8 protein-coding genes are annotated in these 24,186 nt (G+C 45.7%); 2 read left to right on the forward strand and 6 right to left on the reverse strand.

Annotated elements, in window-relative coordinates:
* Positions 1–59: 59 nt before the first annotated feature.
* Positions 60–7,109, reverse strand: a complete 7,050-nt coding sequence (locus tag CPZ25_RS08315; protein WP_167495193.1) for a beta strand repeat-containing protein — start codon at positions 7,107–7,109, stop codon at positions 60–62.
* A gap of 215 nt (positions 7,110–7,324) precedes the next feature.
* The gene (locus CPZ25_RS08320; RefSeq protein ID WP_096920363.1) at positions 7,325–11,143 is read right to left on the reverse strand and encodes an InlB B-repeat-containing protein; all 3,819 of its coding nucleotides are present in this window, start codon (positions 11,141–11,143) and stop codon (positions 7,325–7,327) included.
* A 529-nt stretch (positions 11,144–11,672) separates the two neighbouring features.
* On the opposite strand from CPZ25_RS08320, the gene CPZ25_RS08325 reads away from it, so the two are divergent.
* Both CPZ25_RS08325 and CPZ25_RS08330 read left to right on the forward strand, forming a co-directional pair.
* Positions 11,673–14,780 carry a COG1361 family protein gene (locus CPZ25_RS08325; protein WP_096920362.1) on the forward strand — a complete coding sequence of 1,036 codons (3,108 nt, stop codon included), beginning with the start codon at positions 11,673–11,675 and terminating at the stop codon, positions 14,778–14,780.
* Between the two features lie 167 nt (positions 14,781–14,947).
* Complete coding sequence (locus CPZ25_RS08330) at positions 14,948–18,049, forward strand: hypothetical protein (protein WP_096920361.1); 3,102 nt, start codon at positions 14,948–14,950, stop codon at positions 18,047–18,049.
* 101 nt (positions 18,050–18,150) lie between these two features.
* Here the strand turns inward: CPZ25_RS08330 and CPZ25_RS08335 are convergent, their stop codons facing one another.
* The 4 genes from CPZ25_RS08335 to whiA form a co-directional block, all read right to left on the reverse strand.
* Complete coding sequence (locus CPZ25_RS08335; RefSeq protein WP_096920360.1) at positions 18,151–18,957, reverse strand: LytTR family transcriptional regulator; 807 nt, start codon at positions 18,955–18,957, stop codon at positions 18,151–18,153.
* A 208-nt stretch (positions 18,958–19,165) separates the two neighbouring features.
* On the reverse strand, positions 19,166–19,990 hold the full coding sequence (locus CPZ25_RS08340) for an SDR family NAD(P)-dependent oxidoreductase (RefSeq protein ID WP_096920359.1): 825 nt from the start codon (positions 19,988–19,990) through the stop codon (positions 19,166–19,168).
* A gap of 169 nt (positions 19,991–20,159) precedes the next feature.
* Positions 20,160–22,607 (reverse strand): glycogen/starch/alpha-glucan phosphorylase, encoded by a 2,448-nt coding sequence (locus CPZ25_RS08345; RefSeq protein ID WP_096920358.1) that lies wholly within the window; start codon positions 22,605–22,607, stop codon positions 20,160–20,162.
* Between the two features lie 611 nt (positions 22,608–23,218).
* Positions 23,219–24,175 carry a DNA-binding protein WhiA gene (gene whiA, locus CPZ25_RS08350; protein ID WP_058693698.1) on the reverse strand — a complete coding sequence of 319 codons (957 nt, stop codon included), beginning with the start codon at positions 24,173–24,175 and terminating at the stop codon, positions 23,219–23,221.
* Between the last annotated feature and the right edge of the window lie 11 nt (positions 24,176–24,186).

Consider the following 24,186-nt stretch of genomic DNA (forward strand, 5'->3'; position numbering starts at 1 on the left):
GTAAGTCCACATAGGGGTAGCCTTATGTGGACTTACCTGTGTCTTTCCAATGATAAAGGTTAACGCTTCGAACGCTTTCTCTTGAATAATACAATCACCAAAACACCGCAAATCAGCAATATTATCACTACAGGGATGTAGGTGCTGCCCTGTATTCCGGTGCCTGCACTGCTGCTGCCTGCATTAGCGCTGCTGTCTGCCGCATTGGAATCGGCATGTGCTGATGCTGTTACCTTAATAGGCACCTGGGCAGAATGGATACCGTTATCGGCTAAAAGGGTGTGATCCCCTGCCTCAACATCAGAGGGCATCTGGAAGATAAACAGGACCTCGCCCTGGGCATCGGCGTGCATCCGCCCGACTTCCTTTGGCGCAGAATGTACTGTAAAAACAATTTCTGCGTCTGGTTCAAAATCGGCGCCTGTCACTGTGATGGTATCCCCATGTGTGCTCACATTCTGGTTTAGGGTGATGTTTGGTGTTCTTAAACGCCACTGGGCGTATAAAAGAACGGTATCATCATCCGCAGCGGTCAGGTTCTTCACGCTTTCTCCCTCTGCATATCCGGTTCCCTGGCCATCGGCCCGGGTATTCCAGCCCATAAAGGCGTAGCTGGTTTTAGTATAGCCATTGGCGGGCAGTTCCATCGCTTGATCATAGGTCATTACCTGATCTGGTGTTTTGCCGCCATCGGCGCTGTTGCCGTCGAATCTGACAGTGTAGCTGTTGGCACGCCACTGGGCGTACAGAGTCACTGTTTCTCCCTCATTTGGAGAGAGGTTGACGACGTTTTGCTCATCGGTAAAAGTGGTTCCGCCCCCATCGGCCTGGGTATTCCAGCCGGTGAAGGTATAGCCAGTTTTAGTGTAGCCATTGACGGTCAGGTTCACTGCCTGATCATAAGTCATGGCCTGGTCTGCCGTACTTCCGCCATCCGCGGTATTGCCTTCGAATGTCACCAGATAATTGTTGGCTCGCCATTGAGCAAACAAGGTGATTGTTTCCCCTTCGGCAGCGGTCAGGTTCACCACATTCTGTGCGTCGGTATAGACTGTCCCTCCGCCATCGGCCTGGGTGTTCCATCCAGTAAAGGTGTAGCCGGTTTTGGTGTAGCCGTTAGGCGTCAGGTTGGCCGCATGATCATAGGTCATGGCCTGATCCTGCGTGCTGCCGCCGTCTGCGGTGTTGCCATCGAACTTGATGGTGTAAGTGTTGGCACGCCACTGAGCGTACAGGGTAACTGTTTCACCCTCGGCAGCCGTCAGATTGATGACATTTTGTCCATCGGTATAGGCTGTTCCTCCGCTGTCCTGCTGGGTGTTCCAGCCGGTAAAGGTGTAGCCGGTTTTGGTGTAGCCGTTGACGGTCAGATTCGCTGCCGTGTCATAGGTCATGCTCTGGTCGCTTGTGTCTCCGCCGTCTGCGGTGTTGCCGTCAAATCTTATGGTGTAGCTGTTGGCACGCCACTGGGCATACAGGGTTACCATTCCTCCTTCTTCCGGGGTCAGATTGATGACATTTTGTCCATCGGCATAGATAGTTCCTTTGCCATCCTGCTGGGTGCTCCAGCCTGTAAAGGTATAACCAGTTTTAGTATAGCCGTTAATGCTCAGACTGGTTTCGATGTCATAAATCATAGGCTGGTCAGGCATATTGCCGTCGTCGGCCGTATTACCGTCAAATTTGATGGTATAGTTATTGGCTCGCCACTGGGCGTACAGGGTGACGGTTTCGCCTTCGACGGCCGTCAGATTTATCACATTCTGTCCATCGGTATAGGCAGTTCCTCCACCATCCTGCTGGGTGTTCCAGCTGGTAAAGGTGTAGCCGGTTTTAGTATAGCCATTGATGGTCAGGTCTGCTGCCTGATCATAGGTCATGGCCTGATCCTGCGTACTGCCGCCGTCTGCGGTGTTGCCATCAAATTTGATGGTATAGTTGTTGGCCCGCCACTGGGCGTACAGGGTGACGGTCTCGCCTTCGACAGCCGTCAGATTTACAACCGCCTGCCCATCCGCATATCCTGTTCCTTCACCATCGGCTTTGGTGTTCCAGCCCACAAAGGTATAACCGGTTTTGGTGTAGGCATTGGCAGTCAGATTCACTGCAATGTCAAAGGCCATTGGCTGATCGCTCATGCTGCCGCTGTCGGCGGTATTACCGTTAAACGCCACCTTATAATCAATGGCATGCCATTGAGCATACAGCGTTACGACATCTCCTTCGCCTGGTGTCAGATTCACCACACTTTGCTCATTATTATAAGCGGTTCCGCCGCCATCGGGCTGGGTGTTCCAGCTGGTAAAGGTGTAGCCGGTTTTGGTATAGCCGTTGATGGTCAGGTTCGCGGCCGTATCATAGGTCATGGCCTGATCTGGTGTGCTGCCGCCATCGGCTGTGTTGCCATCGAACTTGATGGTGTAAGTGTTGGCACGCCACTGGGCGTACAGGGTAACTGTTTCACCCTCGACAGGTGTCAGATTTGTAACATTTTGCCCATCGGTATAAACGGTTCCGCTGCCATCAGATTGAGTGTTCCAGCCGGTAAAGGTGTAGCCGATTTTGGTGTAGCCGTTAAGCGTCAGGTCTGCTGCCTGATCATAGGTCATGGCCTGATCCTGCGTGCTGCCGCTGTCGGCGCTGTTGCCGTCAAATCTGATGGTGTAGTTATTGGAACGCCACTGGGCATACAGGGTGACGGTTTCCCCTTCGACAGCGGTCAGGTTCACCACATTCTGTGCGTCGGTATAGACTGTCCCGCCGCCACTGGATTGAGTGTTCCAGCTGGTAAAGGTGTAGCCAGTTTTGGTGTAACCGTTAAGTGTCAGGTCAGCCGCTGTGTCATAGGTCATACTCTGGTCGCTTGTGCTGCCGCCATCTGCGGTGTTTCCATCAAATTTGATGGTATAGTTATTGGCACGCCACTGGGCATACAGGATAACTGTTTCGCCTTCGACGGCCGTCAGATTTATCACATTCTGGCCATCGGTATAGGCAGTTCCTTTGCCATCGGACTGGGTGTTCCAGCCGGTAAAGGTGTAGCCGGTTTTAGTATAGCTATTGATCGTCAGGTCTGCTGCCTGATCATAGGTCATGGCCTGATCCTGCGTACTGCCGCCGTCTGCGGTGTTGCCATCAAATTTGATGGTATAGTTATTGGCTCGCCACTGGGCATACAGGGTAATGGTTTCGCCTTCGATAGCCGTCAGATTTGTCACATTCTGGCCATCGATGTAGGCAATTCCTCCACCATCCTGCTGGGTGTTCCAGCCCGTAAAGGTGTAGCCGGTTTTGGTGTAGCCGTTAAGCGTCAGGTCAGCCGCTGTATCATAGGTCATACTCTGGTCGCTTGTGCTGCCGCCATCTGCCGTGTTGCCGTCAAATTTGATGGTATAGTTATTGGCACGCCACTGGGCATACAGGGTGACGGTTTCGCCTTCATTAACTGTTAGGTTTATGACCTCCTGCCCATCCGCATATCTGGTTCCGCCGCCATCGAGTTGGGTATTCCAGCCGGTAAAGGTGTAGCCGGTTTTGGTGTAACCGTTAAGTGTCAGGTTGGCCGCTGTGTCATAGGTCATACTCTGGTCGCTTGTGCTGCCGCCATCTGCGGTGTTGCCGTCAAATTTGATGGTATAGTTATTGGCACGCCACTGGGCATACAGGGTAATGGTTTCGCCTTCGACGGCCGTCAGATTTATCACATTCTGTCCATCGGTGTAGGCAATTCCTCCACCATCCTGTTGGGTGTTCCAGCCCGTAAAGGTGTAACCGGTTTTGGTGTAGCCGTTAAGCGTCAGGTCAGCCGCCGTGTCATAAGTCATGGCCTGGTTCGCTGTGCTGCCGCCGTCTGCGGTGTTGCCGTCGAACTTGACGGTGTAGCTGTTGGCACGCCACTGGGCATACAGGGTGACGGTTTCTCCCTCTGTTGCTGTCAGATTTATGACATTCTGGACATTCGTATAGGACGTTCCTCCGCCATCGGATTGGGTATTCCATCCGTTAAAAGTATACCCTGTTTTAGTGTAGCCGTTAGCCGTCAGATTGGCTGCCTGATCATAAGTCATGGCTTGGTTTGCTGTACTGCCGCCATCGGCGGTGTTGCCGTCAAATTTGACGGTGTAGCTGTTGGCCCGCCACTGAGCGTACAGCTTTACTGTATCTCCTTCGATAGATGTGAGGTTTTTAACATTTTCTCCATCCGTATAGGTGGCTCCACCGCCATCCTGCTGGGTATTCCAGCTGATAAAGGTATAGCCTGTTTTAGTGTAGCCATTGGCCGTCAGATTGGCTGCCGTATCATAAGTCATGCCCTGGCTGGCTGTACTGCCGCCGTCGGCGGTATTTCCATTAAATGTGACGGTATAATGATTTGCCTGCCATTGAGCATATAATGTTATGCTTTCACCTTCAACAGCGGTTAAGTTTTTAACATTCTGCCCATCGGTATAGGCTGTTCCTCCCCCATCGGATTGAGTATTCCAGCCTGTAAAGGTATAGCCGGTTTTTATATAGCCGTTGGCTGTCAGGTTCACCGCCTGATCATAGGTCATGGTCTGGCTGGCTGTACTGCCGCCATCAGCCGTGTTGCCATCAAACTTGACGGTATAGCTGTTAGCGCGCCATTGGGCGTACAGGGTGACATTTCCGTCCTCCTCGGCGGTCAGGTTCTTGACGCTCTCACCATTGGAATATCTGGTACCGCCACCTCCTGACTGAGTATTCCAGCCGGTAAAGGTGTAGCCGGTTTTGGTATAACCGTTCGCTGTCAGGTCGGCTGCCGTGTCATAGGTCATGGTCTGGCTGGCAGTGCCGCCGCCATCAGCGGTATTTCCATCAAATTTAACAGTATACTGATGAGGCTTCCACTGCGCATACAGCATTACTGTGCCCCCTTCGACAGATGTCAGGTTTATAACGCTTTGGCCGTCTGCATAGCCGATTCCACTTCCATCGGCATTGCTGTTCCAACCGGTAAAGGTGTAGCCCGCTCTGGTGTAGGCATTGGCGGTCAGATTGACTGCAACGTTAAAAGCCATTGGCTGGTTACTCATGCTACCACCGTCTGCGTTGTTTCCCTCATATTTGATAGTGTAGTTGTTGGCGCGCCACTGGGCGTACAGGGTTATTTCTTCCCCTTCGGTGGCCGTCAGGTTTATAACATTTTCTCCATCGGTATAAACGGTTCCGCCGCCATCCTGCTGGGTGTTCCAGCCGGTAAAGGTATAGCCAGTTTTGGTATAGCCGTTCGCTGTCAGGTTGGCCGCCTGATCATAGGTCATGGTCTGGCTGGCTGTACTGCCGCCATCAGCCGTATTTCCGTCAAATTTTACGGTATACCGATGCGCATTCCAAATGGCGTAAAAGGTATTATTGTCTGCATTTATTGTAGCGACATCATGTGCCGTATAAGAATGACCGGTGCCGTCATTCTTGGTATTCCATGAATCGAATTCATAACCGGTCCTTGAATACTGCAAATGTGTGTCTGAAGCATTATCTAAAACAATGTATCCTGCGCCTGTCCCGTAAAATACATTTTTGTAATCGGGTTCTTTGGTATCCCGGTCCTCATACCTTGTGCCTGAACCCTTGTTGGGCTCATAGGTCGGTATATATGACGGAAAATCGATTCCGCCTGTGAAGGCAATGTCTTTATTATTCAGAGGATGCAGGTAGTTATAATACTTTTCCACGATGCTGGTGCGGACCGCTGTAATATTGGGATATTGGGCAATTTCCTCACTGGTGGGCTTTCTGGAGCTTATGGCTCTGCCGTTATTTTCAAACTTAACACTCGCACCGGAAAAATTGATATTGCTTATATTGCCGCCGTAAATGGCGGATGTTGTTGTGTTTTTTATGGTGATATCGCTGCCGGGTTCTGCTGTGAGTATGGCATTATTACGCATCTCAATAGGCGTGCCATCCAAAAGCACCGTTCCTTTTAAATTTAAAGTACAGTTGTTCCATGTAAAGATCTGTCCGGTATTTTTAAAGGTACAATCTTCAATGGTCAGCGGACTGCTGCGGTCATGATGGAGATAGCCGACGTTTTCTAGTGTACAATTCTTAAATAAAATGTCGCTACTATAGTTAAAAAACATGAATTTTTTAGCATATAGACCATCTATATTTTTAAATGTGCAGTTACTAAATGTGCTTTTAGCATATCCAGTAATACCATATGTCTCTGATGATATTATTGGGCCTATCATATCCTGAAAGCTACTGTTTTCAAAATTTGCATTTATTGCTCCAAACTCTGACATCATATTTGATAAAGTTGAATTTTTTATGGTTACTTTGCCCAAAGGAACTGCAATTCCGCCGAGATGCTTATATGTAGCGGTTAATTTTATATTGTCTATCTCTAAGTCTATATTGCTTATACCGATACTACTTATATGACTATCATAATCGCCCTGGAGAATGGTATGCTTATTTCCATTAATGATTATTTTTACATTTTCCCGGGTAAGCTCTGCCGCTCCATCGCCTGTCATATCATCATCACTGCTCAAATTGATGGTATACTGCGCAGCTGTATCCTGGTTAATAGCGTCAAAAGCGGCCTTCAGTGTTGCGTATTTCTTTTGATCTAAAGTGCTGCCAGCGCTGCTGATCTGGTATGGCTCAGCATTTGACAAGGGCTGCACCTCTCGGGCCTTATTTTCCTGGCTGTCAGCGGCTTCTTCGACGATAACCTTAATCCTTGGCGCGGCAAGTCCTTCTGCCAGTACATATTCTCCTCCTACAGCGGCGGTGAAGGTATACTCGCCCGGGGCATTCATATTATACTGGGGCTGGGCTGCCCAGGTGACGGGCACTTCCACGCTGTTTTCCTGTATTTCTTCTGATCCTTCAAGATTAACGGACACTCTGTCCGGCAGTTCCAGCTGCTCTGCGTTTGTACCCAAAGCAGTATTTCGATTCTTCAGATCTTCGTCAGACACATTAAAGGCAGTGATCACCTGAGCTGGTTTTGAAGCCGCCCTTTCTGATTCTGCCTGAACAGCCGTATTGAGAAAGATCGGAAATATCATGACTACCATCATCAGGAGACTTATATAGATTTTGTATAATTCTTTATCATTCGTTTTTTTCATCGTCAAAATTTCCTTTCTAAATTTGTGAACAGTCATTTAAGCAATATATTTTTGAACTATTACTTTAATCAATTTCGATTTCTCAATTATAGCTTTGTCCAGATTGTATTTACAGCCAAAATTCATTATTTCACGCTTTATTATTGACAAACATGTGATTCTTTACAGTTTATACTTTAGTTAAGTAAAAGTTATATATTTATCTACAACTTTAATCATTTTGATTTATTTCTTTTTAACAACACAGCAAAAGCAACGACAAAGACTAATAAAGTAAGAACAACCGGAATATACCCATAGCTTTGTATTCCTGTTCCAACAGCTGATTTATGTGTGCTGTTATCATTTTTTTCAGAATCTGCATTCACTGTTTTCAACACCTTAAACCCAGTTTGAGCGGAATGGATACCATTATCTGCTGTTAGCTGGTGATCGCCCTCTTCTATGTCAGAGGGTACCTGAAATGTAAGTGTCACCTTTCCTTCTTCGTCTGCTGCTGCTCTCCCTATTTCTTTTGGTATTGAGTGCAGCGTAAAGGTGATCTCTACATTCGGTTCAAAGTCTTCACCGGTCACGGTGATGGTATCGCCATGCTTTCCAGTGCTCTGGCTTGTGCTGATACCTGGTGTCCGTAAACGCCACTGGGCGTATAAGGGAAAAGTTTCATTGTCTGTCGTGGTCAGGTTCCTGACATTTTCACCATTGGTATAGGCGGTTCCTTTTCCATCGATCTGGGTATTCCAGCCGATAAAGACAGCGCCAATTTTGGTATAGCTGTTGAGCTCCAGGTCGGCTGCCTGATCATAGATCATGGTCTGGTCCGGCATACTGCCGCCGTCGGCGGTGTTGCCGTCGAATTTGACGGAGTAGGTGTTCGCCCGCCACTGGGCGTACAGGGTCACAACACCTCCATCGTCGGGTGTCATATTTTTGACATTTTCGCTTTCGGTATAAGCTGTTCCTCCACCGTCCTGCTGGGTGTTCCAGCCGGTAAAGGTGTAGCCGGTTTTAGTGTAGCCGTTAAGCGTCAGGTTGGCCGCTGTGTCATAGGCCATGGCCTGATCCTGCGTACTGCCGCCGTCTGCTGTGTTACCGTTGAATTTGACGGTGTAGCTGTTGGCACGCCACTGGGCATACAGGGTAATGGTTTCGCCCTCGATGGCCGTCAGATTTGTCACATTCTGGCCATCAGTATAAGCTGTTCCTCCCCCATCGGATTGAGTGTTCCAGCCGGTAAAGGTGTAGCCGGTTTTAGTATAGCCGTTAAGCCTCAGATCGACCGCTGTATCATAAGTCATACTCTGGTCGCTTGTGCTGCCACCGTCGGCGCTGTTACCGTCAAATTTGATGGTATAGTTATTGGCTCGCCACTGGGCGTACAGGATAACTGTTTCGCCCTCGGTAGCTGTCAGATTTATAACATTTTGTCCATCGATATAGGATGTTCCCTTGCTGTCCGCCTGACTGTTCCAACCAATAAAGGTATAGCCAGTTTTAGTATAGCCGTTAGCCGTCAGGTTCGCCGCTGTGTCATAGATCATGCTCTGGGCTGCCGTATCTCCGCCGTCGGCGCTGTTGCCGTCGAACTTGATGTTATAGCTGTTGGCACGCCACTGGGCGTACAGGGTGACGGTTTCTCCCTCAATGACCGTCAGATTTTTAACGTTCTGGCCATCAGTATAAGCTGTTCCGCCGCCATCGGACTGAGTATTCCATCCGGTAAAAGTATGCCCTGTTTTAGTGTAGCCGTTAGCGGTCAGTTTGGCTTCCTGATCATAAGTCATGGCCTGGTTTGCTGTGCTGCCGCCGTCTGCTGTGTTGCCGTCGAATTTGACGGTGTAGCTGTTGGCACACCACTGAGCATACAGGCTTACTTCTTCCCCTTCGGTGGCCGTCAGGTTTATGACATTTTGTCCATCTATATAGGTCGTTCCCCCGCCATCCTGCTGGGTGTTCCAGCCTGTAAAGCTATAACCCGTTTTGGTATAGCCGTTCGCCGTCAGGTGGGCTGCTGTATCATAGGTCATGGTTTGTTCCGGTGTGCCACCGCCGTCCGCAGTGTTGCCGTCGTATTTAATGGTATAATTATTGGCACGCCACTGGGCGTATAATTTGACTACTTCCCCATCTATGACTGTAAGATCCTCGTTTAAGGTAGTTTTATCAGGATAAACAGTGCCACTTTTCAAATCCTTCCAGCCGTTAAAGGTATAGCCTTCTTTTGTGAATTCATTTGGGTTCAAAGACAGGGCTTCTCCGTAGTTTTTTATCTGATCCGGCATCACCCCTCTGCCTCCGTTACTGTCGAAGGAAAGCGTGTAGACAGCGGAAAATATAATTTGACGATAACTGGAAACAGAGCTTCCATCCGTAATGTTTAACGTATATGCGCCAATATCTTTTGCTTCCAGCGTCTGTGATGTTGCGCCCTCTATATCCTTTCCGTTCAATTGCCATTGATAGTTTGCCGATGATGAATAATCGTCAGGATTTAAGAGCTTTAAGGTAACTGGCGTACTGAGATACTTGGCCGTTATTTTTTCTGGAAGTTCACTGTTATCATAGTCTTTTACAGAAGATGGCGCTTCAATATCGGTGAGGGGCATATTAACAAGGGGAAGCCACAAATAGACTGCTGAATTTGAGTCGGTATAGACTTCGCTAACACCGTAAAGGTTCAAATGTGCGTCTGGTACCAGCGTTGTATGAAGCCTGGACATCAGCACATCAAGTTCACCCGCATTGACCCGTTCGTTCGGGCCATAAATGGAGTTTGCATCAATTTTATTTTGCGCCACAGAAAGTCCAGCACCATTCAAAAAACTTCCTGATATTGAAGAATTTACATATAAACTTCCTCCGTTTATGATTGCTTTATTACATTCTATACTAGGGTTTCTGTACCCATCAGCTGTTACAGTTCCTCCATTCAATAATAATGTATTTGCTATAATTCCCTTTTTTTCAAAATTATTATTGGTATGACTGATGGTTACTTTTCCACCATTTATTTCTATATCTGCACCATATCCTCCCAAAATAGCATTCCATTTGCCTGCATAACAATTAATTGTACCGCTATTTATTGTTATGTCTCCGCTGCCTAAACTATCATATGATGATGCCCCTCCTATGGCTGCACTATAGTTTCCTCCTCTGGCCTCAAGAAAACCATTGCCCCCATCTTCAATAGTGAGTGAACTTCCCACACGCACTAATATTCCCGCATAATAGGAGCCTGATGGCTGAACATAATTATTTCCCACAATCGTAAGTGTAACAGTCGAATTTTCAGTAATGGAAAAGCCGTCTCCGCTGGGTGATTTAATGTTAATACCATTTACAACAACATTCGCCTCGATCCCTCCTCGCACCATAACGGAATGATTAGTGGTGGCGCCGGAAGTGCTGTACAGCTCAATCGTATCGGATGAGGCGACCCCGTGAGTTACTGAACTGCCCTGTGTAACCTGGATATCTGACTGCCCCGTCGTGTCTGGCTCAACGACAATACTTCCACTGGTGATATCAAATGAGAAGGCCTGATTTAAAAAATCCTGAAATTCAGAATTTTCCTGTTTATTGCTCACTATCTCATCATCATTAGCTGTTATAGGATCATCCGCCTGTTTTACAGTTACTGTAAGGTCTGGAGCCACAAGTGTATCTGATAGTATATATGCCTCTGCGGGTACAGCGGTAAATCGGTATTCTCCGGGAGTGTCCTTATCATACTGGGGCTGGGCTGTCCAGGTGACAGGTATCTCAAGCTGCTGTTCATTTTTGCTGCCTTCTACCCTGGCGGGCAGGCTGGAAGGCAGGCTCAGCTGCTCCAGGCTGGTTCCTAACGCGATATCCCGGCTGGCTAAGCTTTCATCAGGTATATCAAAAGCACTGATTATTTGATTTATTTGGGGTAAGTTCTGCTCTTCTGCCTGAACTCCTGTATTTAATAAAAACACAAACAACAGCATAAGCAGCAGGATCAAACCTATACTTAACTTATGAAGTTCTTTTGTGTAAAACTTTTTCATAAAACGCCTCCCTTTATCTTCTAAACTTATTTTTTTATGTCTGGTTCTTGAGTATAACAGTGAAGAACATATTTTAAAATGAGTAAACAAAATTTTCACGCTTCATTGTTGACACCGCTGTGACAACCTGTTCATTATTGGCCTATGGCCTCAAATAACTGTTCTGTTCATTTTTCCTGTTTTTTTAAACGCAATACTAAACAAAAGCATATTCTTTAATTTTATTTAAAACACTTGTGCAAAAAAAGTTCTGTGTTAGAATGAAGCCAAACAAAACATGAAAGGATGTGTTTAATTAAAATGAAAATATTTAAAATTATCCGGTCAACGGTCTCCATGCTTCTTTTAATCTTAGTGCTTTGGAGTATGCCTGTTTCTGCCCAAGCCTCTGATAACGATTCATTCAGTGGCTGTGCACAGCTACAATATCAGACTTCCCGATGGCGTCCCATCCGTCCTATCTTCGTAATTCGGTAAAAAACTTTGTAAATTTTGATAGTCATATATTTTAGAAAAGGATGTGCTAAAAATGAAAAAGTTCAAAACAGTTTTGTCAACGATTTCTATACTCTTTGTCGTTTTGCTGTTTGGGAATCTGTCGGTTTTTGCCCAGGATTCTGATACAGGCCCTCCCGAAGGGTATCCTCCCACACAGCTTTATTTTAATAAAGACTCGGTAAAGGATGGCGAGCAGGTAACAGCGACCTTAGAGCTGAACAACCAGACAAACGCCGATCTAATGAATGTAACCCTTGAGACCTCGCTCCCTGAGGGATTATATTCTGAAAACACCACGAGAACCTATGATAAGATCGCTGCCGGACAGAAGATTATCCACAGCTTTACAATACAGGCTGGCGAAAAGAGCTCCGTGATTCCTGTGTCGCTCTCCAGTATCCCCTCAACCCCCATAACGGGGACACCGAGTAAGATTGGCATTGGGATTGTCTTAACTGCTGCATTTATCGTCTTTGGCGTCTGGCTTTGCAAAAGAAAGAAGGGGCAGATGGCGATCTCACTGGCTTTATGCCTGCTTTTGACAACACAGCTTCTGATGACTGCTTTTCCAAGCTCAGTTCACGCTGAGGAAGAGAACGACGCGGATACTCTTCTGTCTGATGAAATAGAAAACCTCTCTTATTCTGTAAACAACAATTTAATTGTAAACGAGGTTAATGAAACAATCTTAACCACTATCTCTATTGGTTCTGTCGAATCGGTTGAGCTGCCTGAAATTGGGTTTGAAGTGCTTCAGAGCAACAGCTCTGTCGCCGCTGGCGCAGCATTTTTTGATGTTATTATTTCCAGCCAGAGCGATCCCTTCTCAGATCATATCAAGGCTGAGGATATTGTCCTGAAAAATGCTTTTGAAAACGCTAAAATTGATGCGATAAATCTTTTGGATGATCATACTTTATCGCTGGGGCTTACTGGTCCTTTAGATAAAGAGGATGAGAGCAACGGGCTTCTTGAGCTTAATAAAGAATGTTTTAAGCAGGATGGCGAAAAGCAAGGCCGTTTAATGGTTGACGTCTCCTCTCCGCTGCCGTGTTTTGCGGAAGGGACTGAAAATGTCCATTTTAATGAAAGTGGACAGGCAGTGTTGCAATTTAACATTGATACTGCCCAGTTCTCCCAGACGGCAAACGCGTCGGCCTTTACCTTTGACGATCCAGCGATCCAGCCGGTTAACCTGACTGTTCCTTCAACGCTTTCCGGCAGGGATGGGCTTCTGGAAGTAAGTATAAATGGTGCGGAAAGCAAAACAGATATCATGAACGCGCTTCGCGGCGCCACAATGACCATTGACGGCTCTGCCCTTAACTGTGACAGTCTGACGCTGCCGCTGAAGCTTGAAGAAGAAAGAATCAGCACCGATTTAATTTTAGCGAGCGCTGTGCCAAGCTCTGAAAAAGAGACTCAGGCCACTGCCGAGTTTACTGGCCTTGTAAGCTCGCTCAACGGCAGTGTTGATTTATCGCAGGGGGGCATTGCTCTCGCTGGCGAGCCGCAGCCTGGTGTCAGTATTTCACCTTTAAAGGTTTCAGAAGATTCCAACAATCATTTTAGCTTTACCGTAACAATTGATGATCCTGAGCTTCCCAACTGGGCGAAGGAGGACGAAGGGCTTGAAACGTTCTTTGCCTACTGGGCCTACTCACAGAAGCTTTATCTGGATACAGGCTGTGTTACTGACGCCTACGGCGTCCCCGTTCAGGCTTCTGAATACGCCATGGTCGTTTATGAAAGTGATGTTTCGGAAGATGCGCCGTTAGCTTCAAACGCGTCAGGAAAAGATATTGCCTCAAAATCGTTCACCTATACTTCTAAGATATTGAATATTGTCAATTCCTTTGTCAAGGATGCTCCTTGGGCGGGAGTTGCCGGAATCCTAGGGCTCGGCGGTGATGCTTTATCCAGCGGTTCTGGTGGAATGGGTGAAATTAAAGAGAATTTGATCGCACTGAATGCTGAAGTTGCCGAACTCAATAAAAAAACAGATGCTATCAGTCAGGATCTAAAATATCTGGTAAATCACATCAAAGATACGGAAATGCGAAATAAGGTTTCCGCATTCGGAAAAGAGGCTGACCGCCTCTCTTGGACTGTTAATAAAATCAACAGTCAGGAAAATAATGCGATTGCTAACTTAATGGAGGTTACGGACACTGCTTCCAACGAATATCATACCTATGTCAATCAGATTAATAATACGGTTGCATACAGCGCTGGGGGCGGCGACACATTTGCAAAAGATACTCTGGCCTTTGGAAAATCCATTCTCGGTGACAATTTCATGGAAAGCGACAGCACTTTGGATGTCTACGTGAACCTTTACAACTCCCGTTGTAATTGGGCTTCACAAACTATAAATCCGAAATCTAATTTTTTAGCTTATGCTAACTCTCTTTACTTAAAAGCTTATATGATGAGCATGTGCTATATGCAGAGTAGTAACACTAACCATCAATATGATCACGCCATTGACGAAATGAAAACCCAATTCCAAGCATTTCTTGAAAAAAGTGATGTTTATAATAATGCTATGGTTCTCCCAGAAGGAAAAGACATTAATCTTATTGATGGAAAGGAATATAGCTATAATGGCCTTTATTCTTATAACTTGCAAAATCATTTTGAACGAAGTTTTCCCGGACGTATGTTTAGTACTTCATATATTTCATCAAAACCAATGTATATAAAATCTTTTACAGAATTAGTCCGAAACACTTTTGAGGCACGTAATAAAAGTTTTAACAAAATCAACAAAAATCCAGATATGGAAACATTAATCGCGATGAAAAGCAGACTTAATTCCAGCGGTAAAACATCTATTCTCGAAGAATTGACAGACCTTGGCTTTAGTACAAGAGGCGGCAAGGTTCTTTATATCGGAAACAGCAGCTTAATCGATGAAGATTTAACACCATCTATCTCTATGGGATACGAATACGGCGCAAAGGCAGCCTATAGGTTTTACGGAGATGTTTTCAACCTCGAGACTGGTACTGCCCAAGAAAACGAACATTTATTTGATGTTAATGTATCTGCATTTGCTTATAAAAAATGGGATGCTAAAATTAGTCTGAATTTACTTCCTGACAAAATAATATCTTTCTATCGGATAGAACGCTAAGTTATAGTCTTATTGCTTGCCAAATTGCTATCACTCCACACGGTGTTTCTATATTTTCACATACCATTGTTGATACCGCTGTGACAACCTGTTTAGCTTATAGCCTCAAATAACTGTAAAGTAATATTTTAAAAATATCTAAAAAATTATAAAGGATGTGTTTTTAAATGAAAAAGTTTAAAACAATTATATCAACGATTTTGATGCTTTTGGTCGTTTTGATGTTTGGGAATCTGTCGGTTTTTGCCCAGGATTCGGATGCTGGCCCCCCCGAAGGATATCCTCCCACACAGCTTTATTTTAATAAAGAATCTGTAAAGGATGGCGACCAGGTAACGGCGACCTTAGAGCTGGACAACCAGACAAACGCTGATTTAATGAATGTAATCCTTGAGACCACTCTCCCTGAGGGGCTGTATTCCGAAAACACTACAAGAACCTATGATAAGATTGCCGTCGGGCAGAAAATCCTCCACAGCTTTACAATACATGTCGGTGAAAAGAGCTCTATGATTCCTGTATCGCTTACCACTGTCCCATCAAATCCTGTAACGGGAACAGTGGATAAAATCGGTATCGGCATCGGTATTCTCTTAGCCGCTGCACTGATCGTCTTTTGTATCTGGCTCTGCAAAAGGAAAAAGGGACAGAAGCTGCTCTCAATTGCGCTCTGCCTGCTGTTAACAACACAGCTTCTGATGACCGCTTTTCCAAATTCAGTTTATGCCGAGGAAGAAAGCGATGCGGATGCATCTTTGTCTGATGAAATTGAAGGCATTACTTATTCTGTGAACAATGATTTGAATGTAAACGGAAGCACAAAGACACTTGCTACCAAGGTTTCCATTGGTTCTGCAAAGCTGGTTGATCTGCCTGAAATTGAGTTTGAAATGCTTCAGACCAACAGCTCTGTCGCCGCTGGCGCAGCCTTTTTCAACATTGTTATTTCCAGCCAGGAAGATTCATTCTCTGACGCTGTCAAGACTGAGGATATTGCGCTTAAAAATGCTTTTAAAAACGCTAAAATTGAAACGGTAAATCTTTTGGATGATCATACTTTAGTGTTAAGCCTAACAGGAACTTTGGATAAAGAGGATGAAAGCAATGGACTGCTTGAGTTTAACAAAGACTGCTTTAAGCAGGACGGTGAAAAGCAAGGGCGTCTGATGGTTGATGTCTCCTCTCCGCTGCCGTACTTTGCGGAAGGCACTGAAAATGTCCATTTTAATGAAAGTGGACAGGCAGTGCTGCAATTTAACATTGATACTGCCCAGTTCTCCCAGACGGCAAACGCGTCGGCCTTTACCTTTGACGATCCAGCGATCCAGCCGGTTAACCTGACTGTTCCTTCAACGCTTTCCGGCAGGGATGGGCTTCTGGAAGTAAGTGTCAATGGTGCGGAAAACAAAACAGATATCATGAACGCGCTTCGGGGCGCCACAATGACCATTGACGGCTCTGCCCTTAATTGTGACAGTCTGACGCTGCCGCTGAAGCTTGAAGAAGAAAGAATCAGCACCGATTTAATTTTAGCGAGCGCTGTGCCAAGCTCTGAAAAAGAGACTCAGGCCACTGCCGAGTTTACTGGCCTTGTAAGCTCGCTCAACGGCAGTGTTGATTTATCGCAGGGGACAATCGCTCTTGCTGACGCGCCGCAGCCAGGCGTCACTGTTTCACCGCTGGAGGTCACGGAAGGTTCCAACAATCGTTTTAAATTTTCTGTGACAATTGATGATCCTGAGCTTCCCAACTGGGCGAAGGAGGATGAAGGGCTTGAAATGTTTTTTGCCCACTGGGCCTACTCGCAGAGGCTTTATCTGGATACAGGCTGTGTTACTGATGCCTACGGTGTTCCGGTTCAGGCTTCTGAATACGCCATGGTCGTGTACGAAAATGATGTCTCGGAGGATGAGCTTCTGGCTTCAAATGCGTCGGGACAAGCTATTATTGCAAAATCATTCACCTACACTTCTAAAATACTGAGCATTGTCAATTCCTTTGTCAAGGGCGCCCCTCTGGCGGGAATTGCTGGAATTCTGGGCCTTGGTGGGGATGCTTTATCCGGTTCAAGCGCAATGGGCGAAATTAAAGAGAATTTGACGGCGCTGAATGCTGAAGTTGCTGAAATCAGCCAAAAAACAGACGCCATCAGCCAGGAACTCAAAGACCTGATAAATCATATCAAAGATACGGAAATGCGAGATAAGGTTTCCGCATTCGGAAAAGAGGCGGACAGTCTTGCCTGGACTGTTAACAAAGTCAATAGCCCGAAAAATGATGTACTTGCTAACTTAATGGAGGTCACAGACACTGAATCCACTGAATATCACACCTATGTTAATGAGATTAATAATACGGTTGCATACAGCGCCGGCGGCGGCGATACCTTTGCAAGAGACACTCTGGCCTTCGGAAAATCCATTCTCGGTGATAATGTCATGGAAAGCGACAGCACCTTAGATGTCTATGTGAACCTCTATAATTCACGCTATAACTGGTCCTCTCAAACCATTCCTGCTAAATCCCGTTTTCTGGCCTATACCACCTCACTCTACCTGAAAGCCTATATGATAAGCATGTGCTATATGCAGAGCAATAACACAGACCATCGGTATGATTACGCAATAGAGCAGATGAGAGGACAATTTCAAAAATTCAGTGAAAAATGCGAGGCCTATAATACAAGTATGACACTTCCGGAGGGAAAGGATATCAACCTGATTGATGGAAAAACATATGCTTATGATTCTTTTGTTGTTTTTGATCTAAAAACCTATTTTAAGCAGTGCGAGGAACGAATGAGAATGTATTCCTCCACGGCTATATTTCATCCTGATCTCTATGAAAACATAATGTCTCAGTGCTTGCATATTGAAATGTTTAATTACGTTTATCAATATCATCGGCGAAATATATCATTCCCGCCAATTGAGACCTTAAATGCTATGAAATCACGGCTATCTGCCAGCGGTAAAAGTTCGCTCCGCGATGAACTGGAGTCTGTCGGCTTCTCCATACCTGGAGATTATATTTATAACGGTAACCTGAGTTACAACCGTAATCAGATGAAACAGTATAATTATATCGGCTATTTTATATATAAAGGTGACTTTATATACCATGCTGATTTATATAATCTGAAAACTGGTAACATGGAAAATAACATCTCGCTTTTAAAAGCTGATATTGATACTAAAAATATGAACAACTGGCAATCAAAATCTATACAAACGATGTTTAATAATAAAATAATAGTTATGTTACAGTAAAACATTTTATAATCACATCAAATAATTCTTATAAAAAAGCAGCTCCACGCTTAGACAGAGGAGCTGCTTCTTTTGATTTTTTGTCATAATTTATTACAGTGTTAACGATAAGAATGATTCTCATGATAATCCTGTATGGTCTTAAGCACCTGCGGATAGCGTTTTTCTGGAACCGGCAGGGCGCTGCCATCGTACATATTTATTTCACGGTACTGCACATTTAACACATAGTCCAGATTGATGATATAGCTGCGGTGGATTCTGACAAACTGCGCTGGCAGCTCTGTCTCGATCTCACCGATGGGCACCCGGATATTCATGGCCTTATCAACACATTGCAGTCTGCTTTTGCGGTGTCCGGCCTCAATGTAAATGATCTGATTGATATCTACAAAATACTCTTCTTTATTCAGTCCTTTAAAACAAACTTTTTTCTCCTTGCCGATTTTTTCCTGGATCAGCTTTTGCATGTACTCGTAATTTTCGCGTCCGGCTTTAAAGGGAAAGTATTTCTCGTTGCCGGCCAGCAGGTTATCTGCGGTGTTGGATACATGAATGTGAATGGCGAGCAGTCTGCCCTCCTGTCTGCGGTATACAAAGGTACAGCGCTGCTGGGCCAGCATGATGTAGTTCTGGACACCCTCGTTATAAACGGTATACTTTCCGCTGACAACACAGCCTTCCTCACTTTCCCCAACAAGCTCATAAACGTCGTCTTTGATCTGAAAAGGAATCCCCTGTTCAATCTCCAGTATTTTTTTAAAGTTATCCAAACCGTTAATAAACTGGCTTTTAAGCGGACCGATCCACATAATATCTTCTGCCATCTGCTCAATCACAAAATCCAGATCTCGTTCGTAATGCTTTCGCATAATCATACGTGTCAGCTCCACGGCATCCTGTTTCATTTCCTTTTCCTCTTCCGGCAGTGTTTTCCAGGGCACTGTCTGTTTTAAAGTATTGGTTATATTATATCATTTCAGTCCAACATAAAAAACACCTTTCGTCACGACTTTTGGCGGTTTACATTATTGCGGGTTTTAACGCTTTCCTGCTTTTCAGACTAAAAGAGACCGCCGTAGCCGACAGTCTCTGAAAATTTCGTTGGTGATGGGCTTAAAACGATGTCCAGCCGCCGTCGGTAGCGACAATTTCTCCAGTCATATGGCTTGCATCGTCAGACGCTAAAAATAAGATGGAGGCCGCCTGTTCCTCCGCCTGGGCGTCACGCTTGAGCATGGATTCTGTTTTCTGGCCTGCCATGGACTGTGCTTCCTGTTCTGAGGCGCCGCTTGCCTTTGCTTCCTTTTGTTTCTGTACGACAAATTCGTAGGCTTCCTTTACCATTGGTGTATCTGTTCCCGCTGGATTGACGGAATTGACGCGGATACCAAAACGCGCATAATCCAACGCCAGATTTTTGGTCAGCCCGTTTACCGCATGTTTTGACGCGACATAGGCGGGGTTTCCCGGCAAGCCGGTGAGGCCTGCGATGGACGCGTTATTGACAATAGCGCCGCCTTTTCCCTGATCCATAAACTGCTGAAGCTCATATTTACAGCTGTAAAAAACTGAATAGAAATTGTTGGCCATGGTATAGTCCATCTGTTCCTTTGTGAGGGCGTGAACAGGGTCTGGATTTCCCATTACACCGGCGTTGTTAATGGCGATATCGATCTGTCCGTAGATTCTCACAGCTTCTTCAACCATTTTTCTGGCGTTTTCTTCAATCGACAGATTCAGACACAGGAAAATGGCTTCGCCGCCTTCCTCTTTTACGGCTTTTAATACTTCCTCGCCTTCCTTTTTAAGACGGTCTGCCAGGACCAGCTTCGCGCCTTCTTTTACAGCTCTTAACGCTGTGGCCTTTCCAATACCACGCGCTGCGCCTGTCAGCACGATAACCTGATCCTTAAAACGTTCCGGGAATATTTTTTTCATGATTGGACTCCTTTACTAAATGGTTCTCTCATTTATATTATATCTTAATTCTACCCAGGTATTTTTCAAGTTTTCGTCAAGATTTTCAGTCGCTTTTATAAACCATGCTTCAGCGCATTAAAAAACTGCCGATCAACGTCTTTGTGCTGATACGGCAGCTTTTTTATGCTTATTTAACTTTCCAGACCCGTTTTTCGTAATCCTCTATGGAGCGGTCGCTTGAGAAGATTCCCGAATGGGCAATGTTGATGGCGGACATTTTCTGCCATTGCTTCTGGTCTCTGTAGACGTTGCTGGCGATATCCTGAATATCGACATACGGAGCAAAATCCTTCAGGACAAAATAGGTATCATTGTGTAGCAGCAGGGAGTCGTAAATCATCTGGAACCCTGCGCTTTCACCAAAGAAGCCGTTGATCAGCTGTCCTAAGATTTCCTGCAGGCGGGAATCAGACTCGTAAACTTCCAGTGAGCGGTAGCCGCCGTGGGTATTGTAATTGTACACCTCTGTATCGGACAGGCCAAAGGTAAAGATATTGTCCATTCCCACAGCCTCGGCGATTTCGACATTGGCGCCGTCCATGGTGCCAAGGGTGAGGGCACCGTTCATCATGAACTTCATATTGCCGGTACCGGAGGCCTCTTTACCTGCGGTTGAAATCTGTTCTGAGATTTCGGCAGCCGGGTAGATAATTTCTGCCACGGATACGTTAAAGTTTGGCACAAAAACCACCTTGAGCTTGTCCTTAACCAGCGGATCGTTATTGACGCGGTCTGCTACCACGTTAATCAGGCGGATCACTTCCTTGGCATATACGTAGGAGGGTGCGGCCTTACCCGCGAGTATATAGGTTTTTGGTACAATATCGGCATTTGGATTTGAGCGCAGCTGATTATAGGTCAGAATAACGTGCAGAATGTTTAAAAGCTGACGTTTATATTCATGGATACGCTTGACCTGTACGTCGAAAATGGAATCTGGATTCAGGATAATGCCCTGGGTTTCCTTGATATACTTCGCCAGACGTTCTTTATTGGCGCGCTTGATGTCTGCCAGTTTTTTACAGAACGCAGCGTCTTCTGCATGGGGCAGCAGGGCTTCCAGGCTGCACATATTGCCAGGCTTTTTCCAGTCTGTACCAATGGTATCATCCAGCAGTGTCTTGAGCCCTGGGTTGCTGCCCATCATAAAGCGGCGCTGGGTGACCCCATTGGTAACAGAGGTAAAGCGGTCTGGGAATACTGCGTAAAAATCCTTAAAGGTTTCTTCTCTCAGGATTTTGCTGTGCAGCTCTGCCACACCGTTGACGGAATGGCTGCCAATGATGGCTAAATGGGCCATATGAACCTGGCCGTCCTTTAAAATCGCCATGCTGTAATTGCGGTCTACCTGTTCTGGGTAGAACCAGTTCATATCGTTTATGAAGCGGCGGTTAATTTCTTCGATGATCTGGTAAACACGCGGCAGCAGCTTTTGTACCATGTCGATTGGCCATTTTTCAAGGGCTTCTGGTAAGACGGTATGGTTGGTAAAGCTGATGGATTTAATGGTCATATCCCAGGCGATATCCCAGTCGTAGCCTTCTTCGTCAACTAAAATTCGCATAAGCTCTGGCACGCAGAGGGCTGGATGTGTGTCGTTAATATGGATACATATTTTATCCGGGAAGCCGTCCATTGAGCCGTGGTTGTGCTTTTTATAACGGCGGACAATCCGTTTGAGTCCTGCGCACACAAAGAAATATTCCTGCTTGAGGCGCAGCAGCTTGCCCTCAAACCCGTGGTCGCTGGGGTACAGGATCTGGCTGATGGATTCCGCCTCTGATTTACGCTGCATAGCTTTGAGGAAGTGCCCCTGGTTAAAGGTGGAGAGGTCAAAGTCTTCCACAGGCTTGGCGCTCCATAAGCGCAGTGAGTTTACTGTGTCGTTGCGGTAGCCCTTTACTGGAATATCGTAGGGAACTGCCAGAACCGGATCGTAGTTCTCATGGATAAACTGCATTTTGCCATTGACTTCTTCCATGCGCACATCCCCGTTATATTTAACCACAACGGCCTTATCGGGCTTTACGATTTCGAAGGGATAGCCGTTTTTAAGCCAGATATCCGCTACTTCTACTTGTTCGTTGTTAATGATTTTCTGCTCAAAAAGACCGTATTTGTAGCGGATGCCATTGCCGTGTCCCGGAAATCCCAGAGCTGCTGTAGAGTCCAGGAAACAGGCCATCAGCCGGCCAAGGCCGCCGTTCCCCAGGGCTGGATCATGTTCCTCGGCCTGAAGGGCTTCGTAGTCGACGCCCAGCTCGTCCAGGGTCTCTTCAACCATGGTATCCCAGCCTAAGTTATTGACATAGGCTTTTAACAAACGGCCGATCAGGAACTCGATGGAGAAAAAGTAAATCTGTTTTTCTTCCATTTTGTGCAGACGGCTGTTATTGACAGCCCACTCCGCTGTGATTTCTTCCATCACCAGTTCTGCCAGCGCTTCGTACTGGTGCCTGGTAGTGGACTCGCTGAAGTCTTCACCGGAGACTTCTTCTACTTTTTTAATGAAGGCCTTTCTGAAGGCCTCCTTTGTCTTGACTTTATGTTTTGTATTTTTATCTGTAATTGCCATTTTATTGATTTCCTTTCAGAATTAATAACCAACTTTTTTGTTCTGTTTCCATCTTAACTTTAATGCCTGATTTTTTCAACCTTTCTGCCTAAAATAACCCCATAGATAACGGTATCAACTTTTTCTTTAAAGAACTTTTTTCTTTTGTTTAAGAAAAGTGCCCTCCTTGTTTATTTTAGCGCCGGGTTAACATATCTTCTTTATCAATACAGCTGGCAAAACGTTTTCCCGGGACAGACTGGTTATCAGAGGTTTTTCAGGTTTCACCCAATGTCCTTCTTTCCTGAAAATTTAATGGCATTATATCATTCCTTTAATGTACCCTGGTAATTCCTCTGGTAATCTTTTGTAGGTTTTCACCGCAAAATAAAAAAACAGGATGTTTGGCTGCTCACATCCTGCTTTTCTATTATTTTTATAATCCGAAAAAGATATAGCCGCACAGAAAAGAAATCCGAGGTAGGTAGGTAATGAGAGATTGGAAAAGTGAACTTTTCTGCGCGGCAATACAATCTCACCTTTATTATAATGACTAATTTTCCTGGCCACAAGCCCTCTGTATCGAATAACGGCTATATGGTACCCAAAACTTCTTTCCTTAAGATTTTTGATTACTCGCCTCTGTCCCGAAGCTCCTCTGCCATTTGATTAAGCTTTTTTAAGCGGTGGTAAACACCGGATTTACCTACTGGCGGATCCATTTTTTCGCCCAGCTCCTTGATTGTAAGCTCTGGATAGTTCAGCCGGACCTCAGCCATCTCAAACAGGTTTTTGGGCAGCTTATGCAGCCCTGTTTTCTCCTTGATCAACAAAATATTGTCGATCTGTTCATAGGCTGCCGCCGCTGTCTTATTCATATTAGCCGTCTCGCAGTTGACCTGACGGTTGACGCCGTTGCGCATTTCTTTAATAATACGAATATTCTCAATTTCCAGCAGTGCTTTGTGCGCGCCGATGACATTTAAAAATCCGGCGACACTCTCACTCTCCTTCATGTAGAGGACACAGCTTCCTTTTCTTGTGATGAGGCTGGCTTTAATATCATACTGCTCCATCAGCTCCCGAAGGCTATTCAGATAGCTTTTCTGACGGCATACCAGCTCGAGATGATAGGTTTTCTCAGGATTTGAGATAGAGCCGCAGGCCAAAAACACACCGCGGATATAGCTTTTGATATAGCGCTGCTTAGATAAAAACAAACCGGGGACTTCGTTGGTGAAAAAAATTTTTCCCTGGGCATTATGCCTGAGAATACGGGTATCCTTCAGCACTTTCTGCACCTTTTCATTTTCTTCAAGAACAATGGTATAGTAGCGGTGTTCCTTAAATTTTCTGGTCTTTTTTATAAACACCTCTGGCGCAGTGCTGTACAGCCTTTTCATGAGCTTGAAAATCCGGCCTGCCACGGCTGGATTTTCTGTTTTAAAGCTTAAGGACATCCGCGATCTTTCACCGACCTCGATCACTGCGGTGGAGGCGATCATGCCAGACAGCTCTGCACGGGCACAGCCATCGGATTCAGGCTCGAGAGCGCTGAGGTCCTTCTTAATCATTGATGAAAAACTCACGCAAATCTTCC

The sequence above is a fragment of the Eubacterium maltosivorans genome (assembly GCF_002441855.2).
In the GTDB taxonomy this organism is placed as follows: domain Bacteria; phylum Bacillota; class Clostridia; order Eubacteriales; family Eubacteriaceae; genus Eubacterium; species Eubacterium maltosivorans.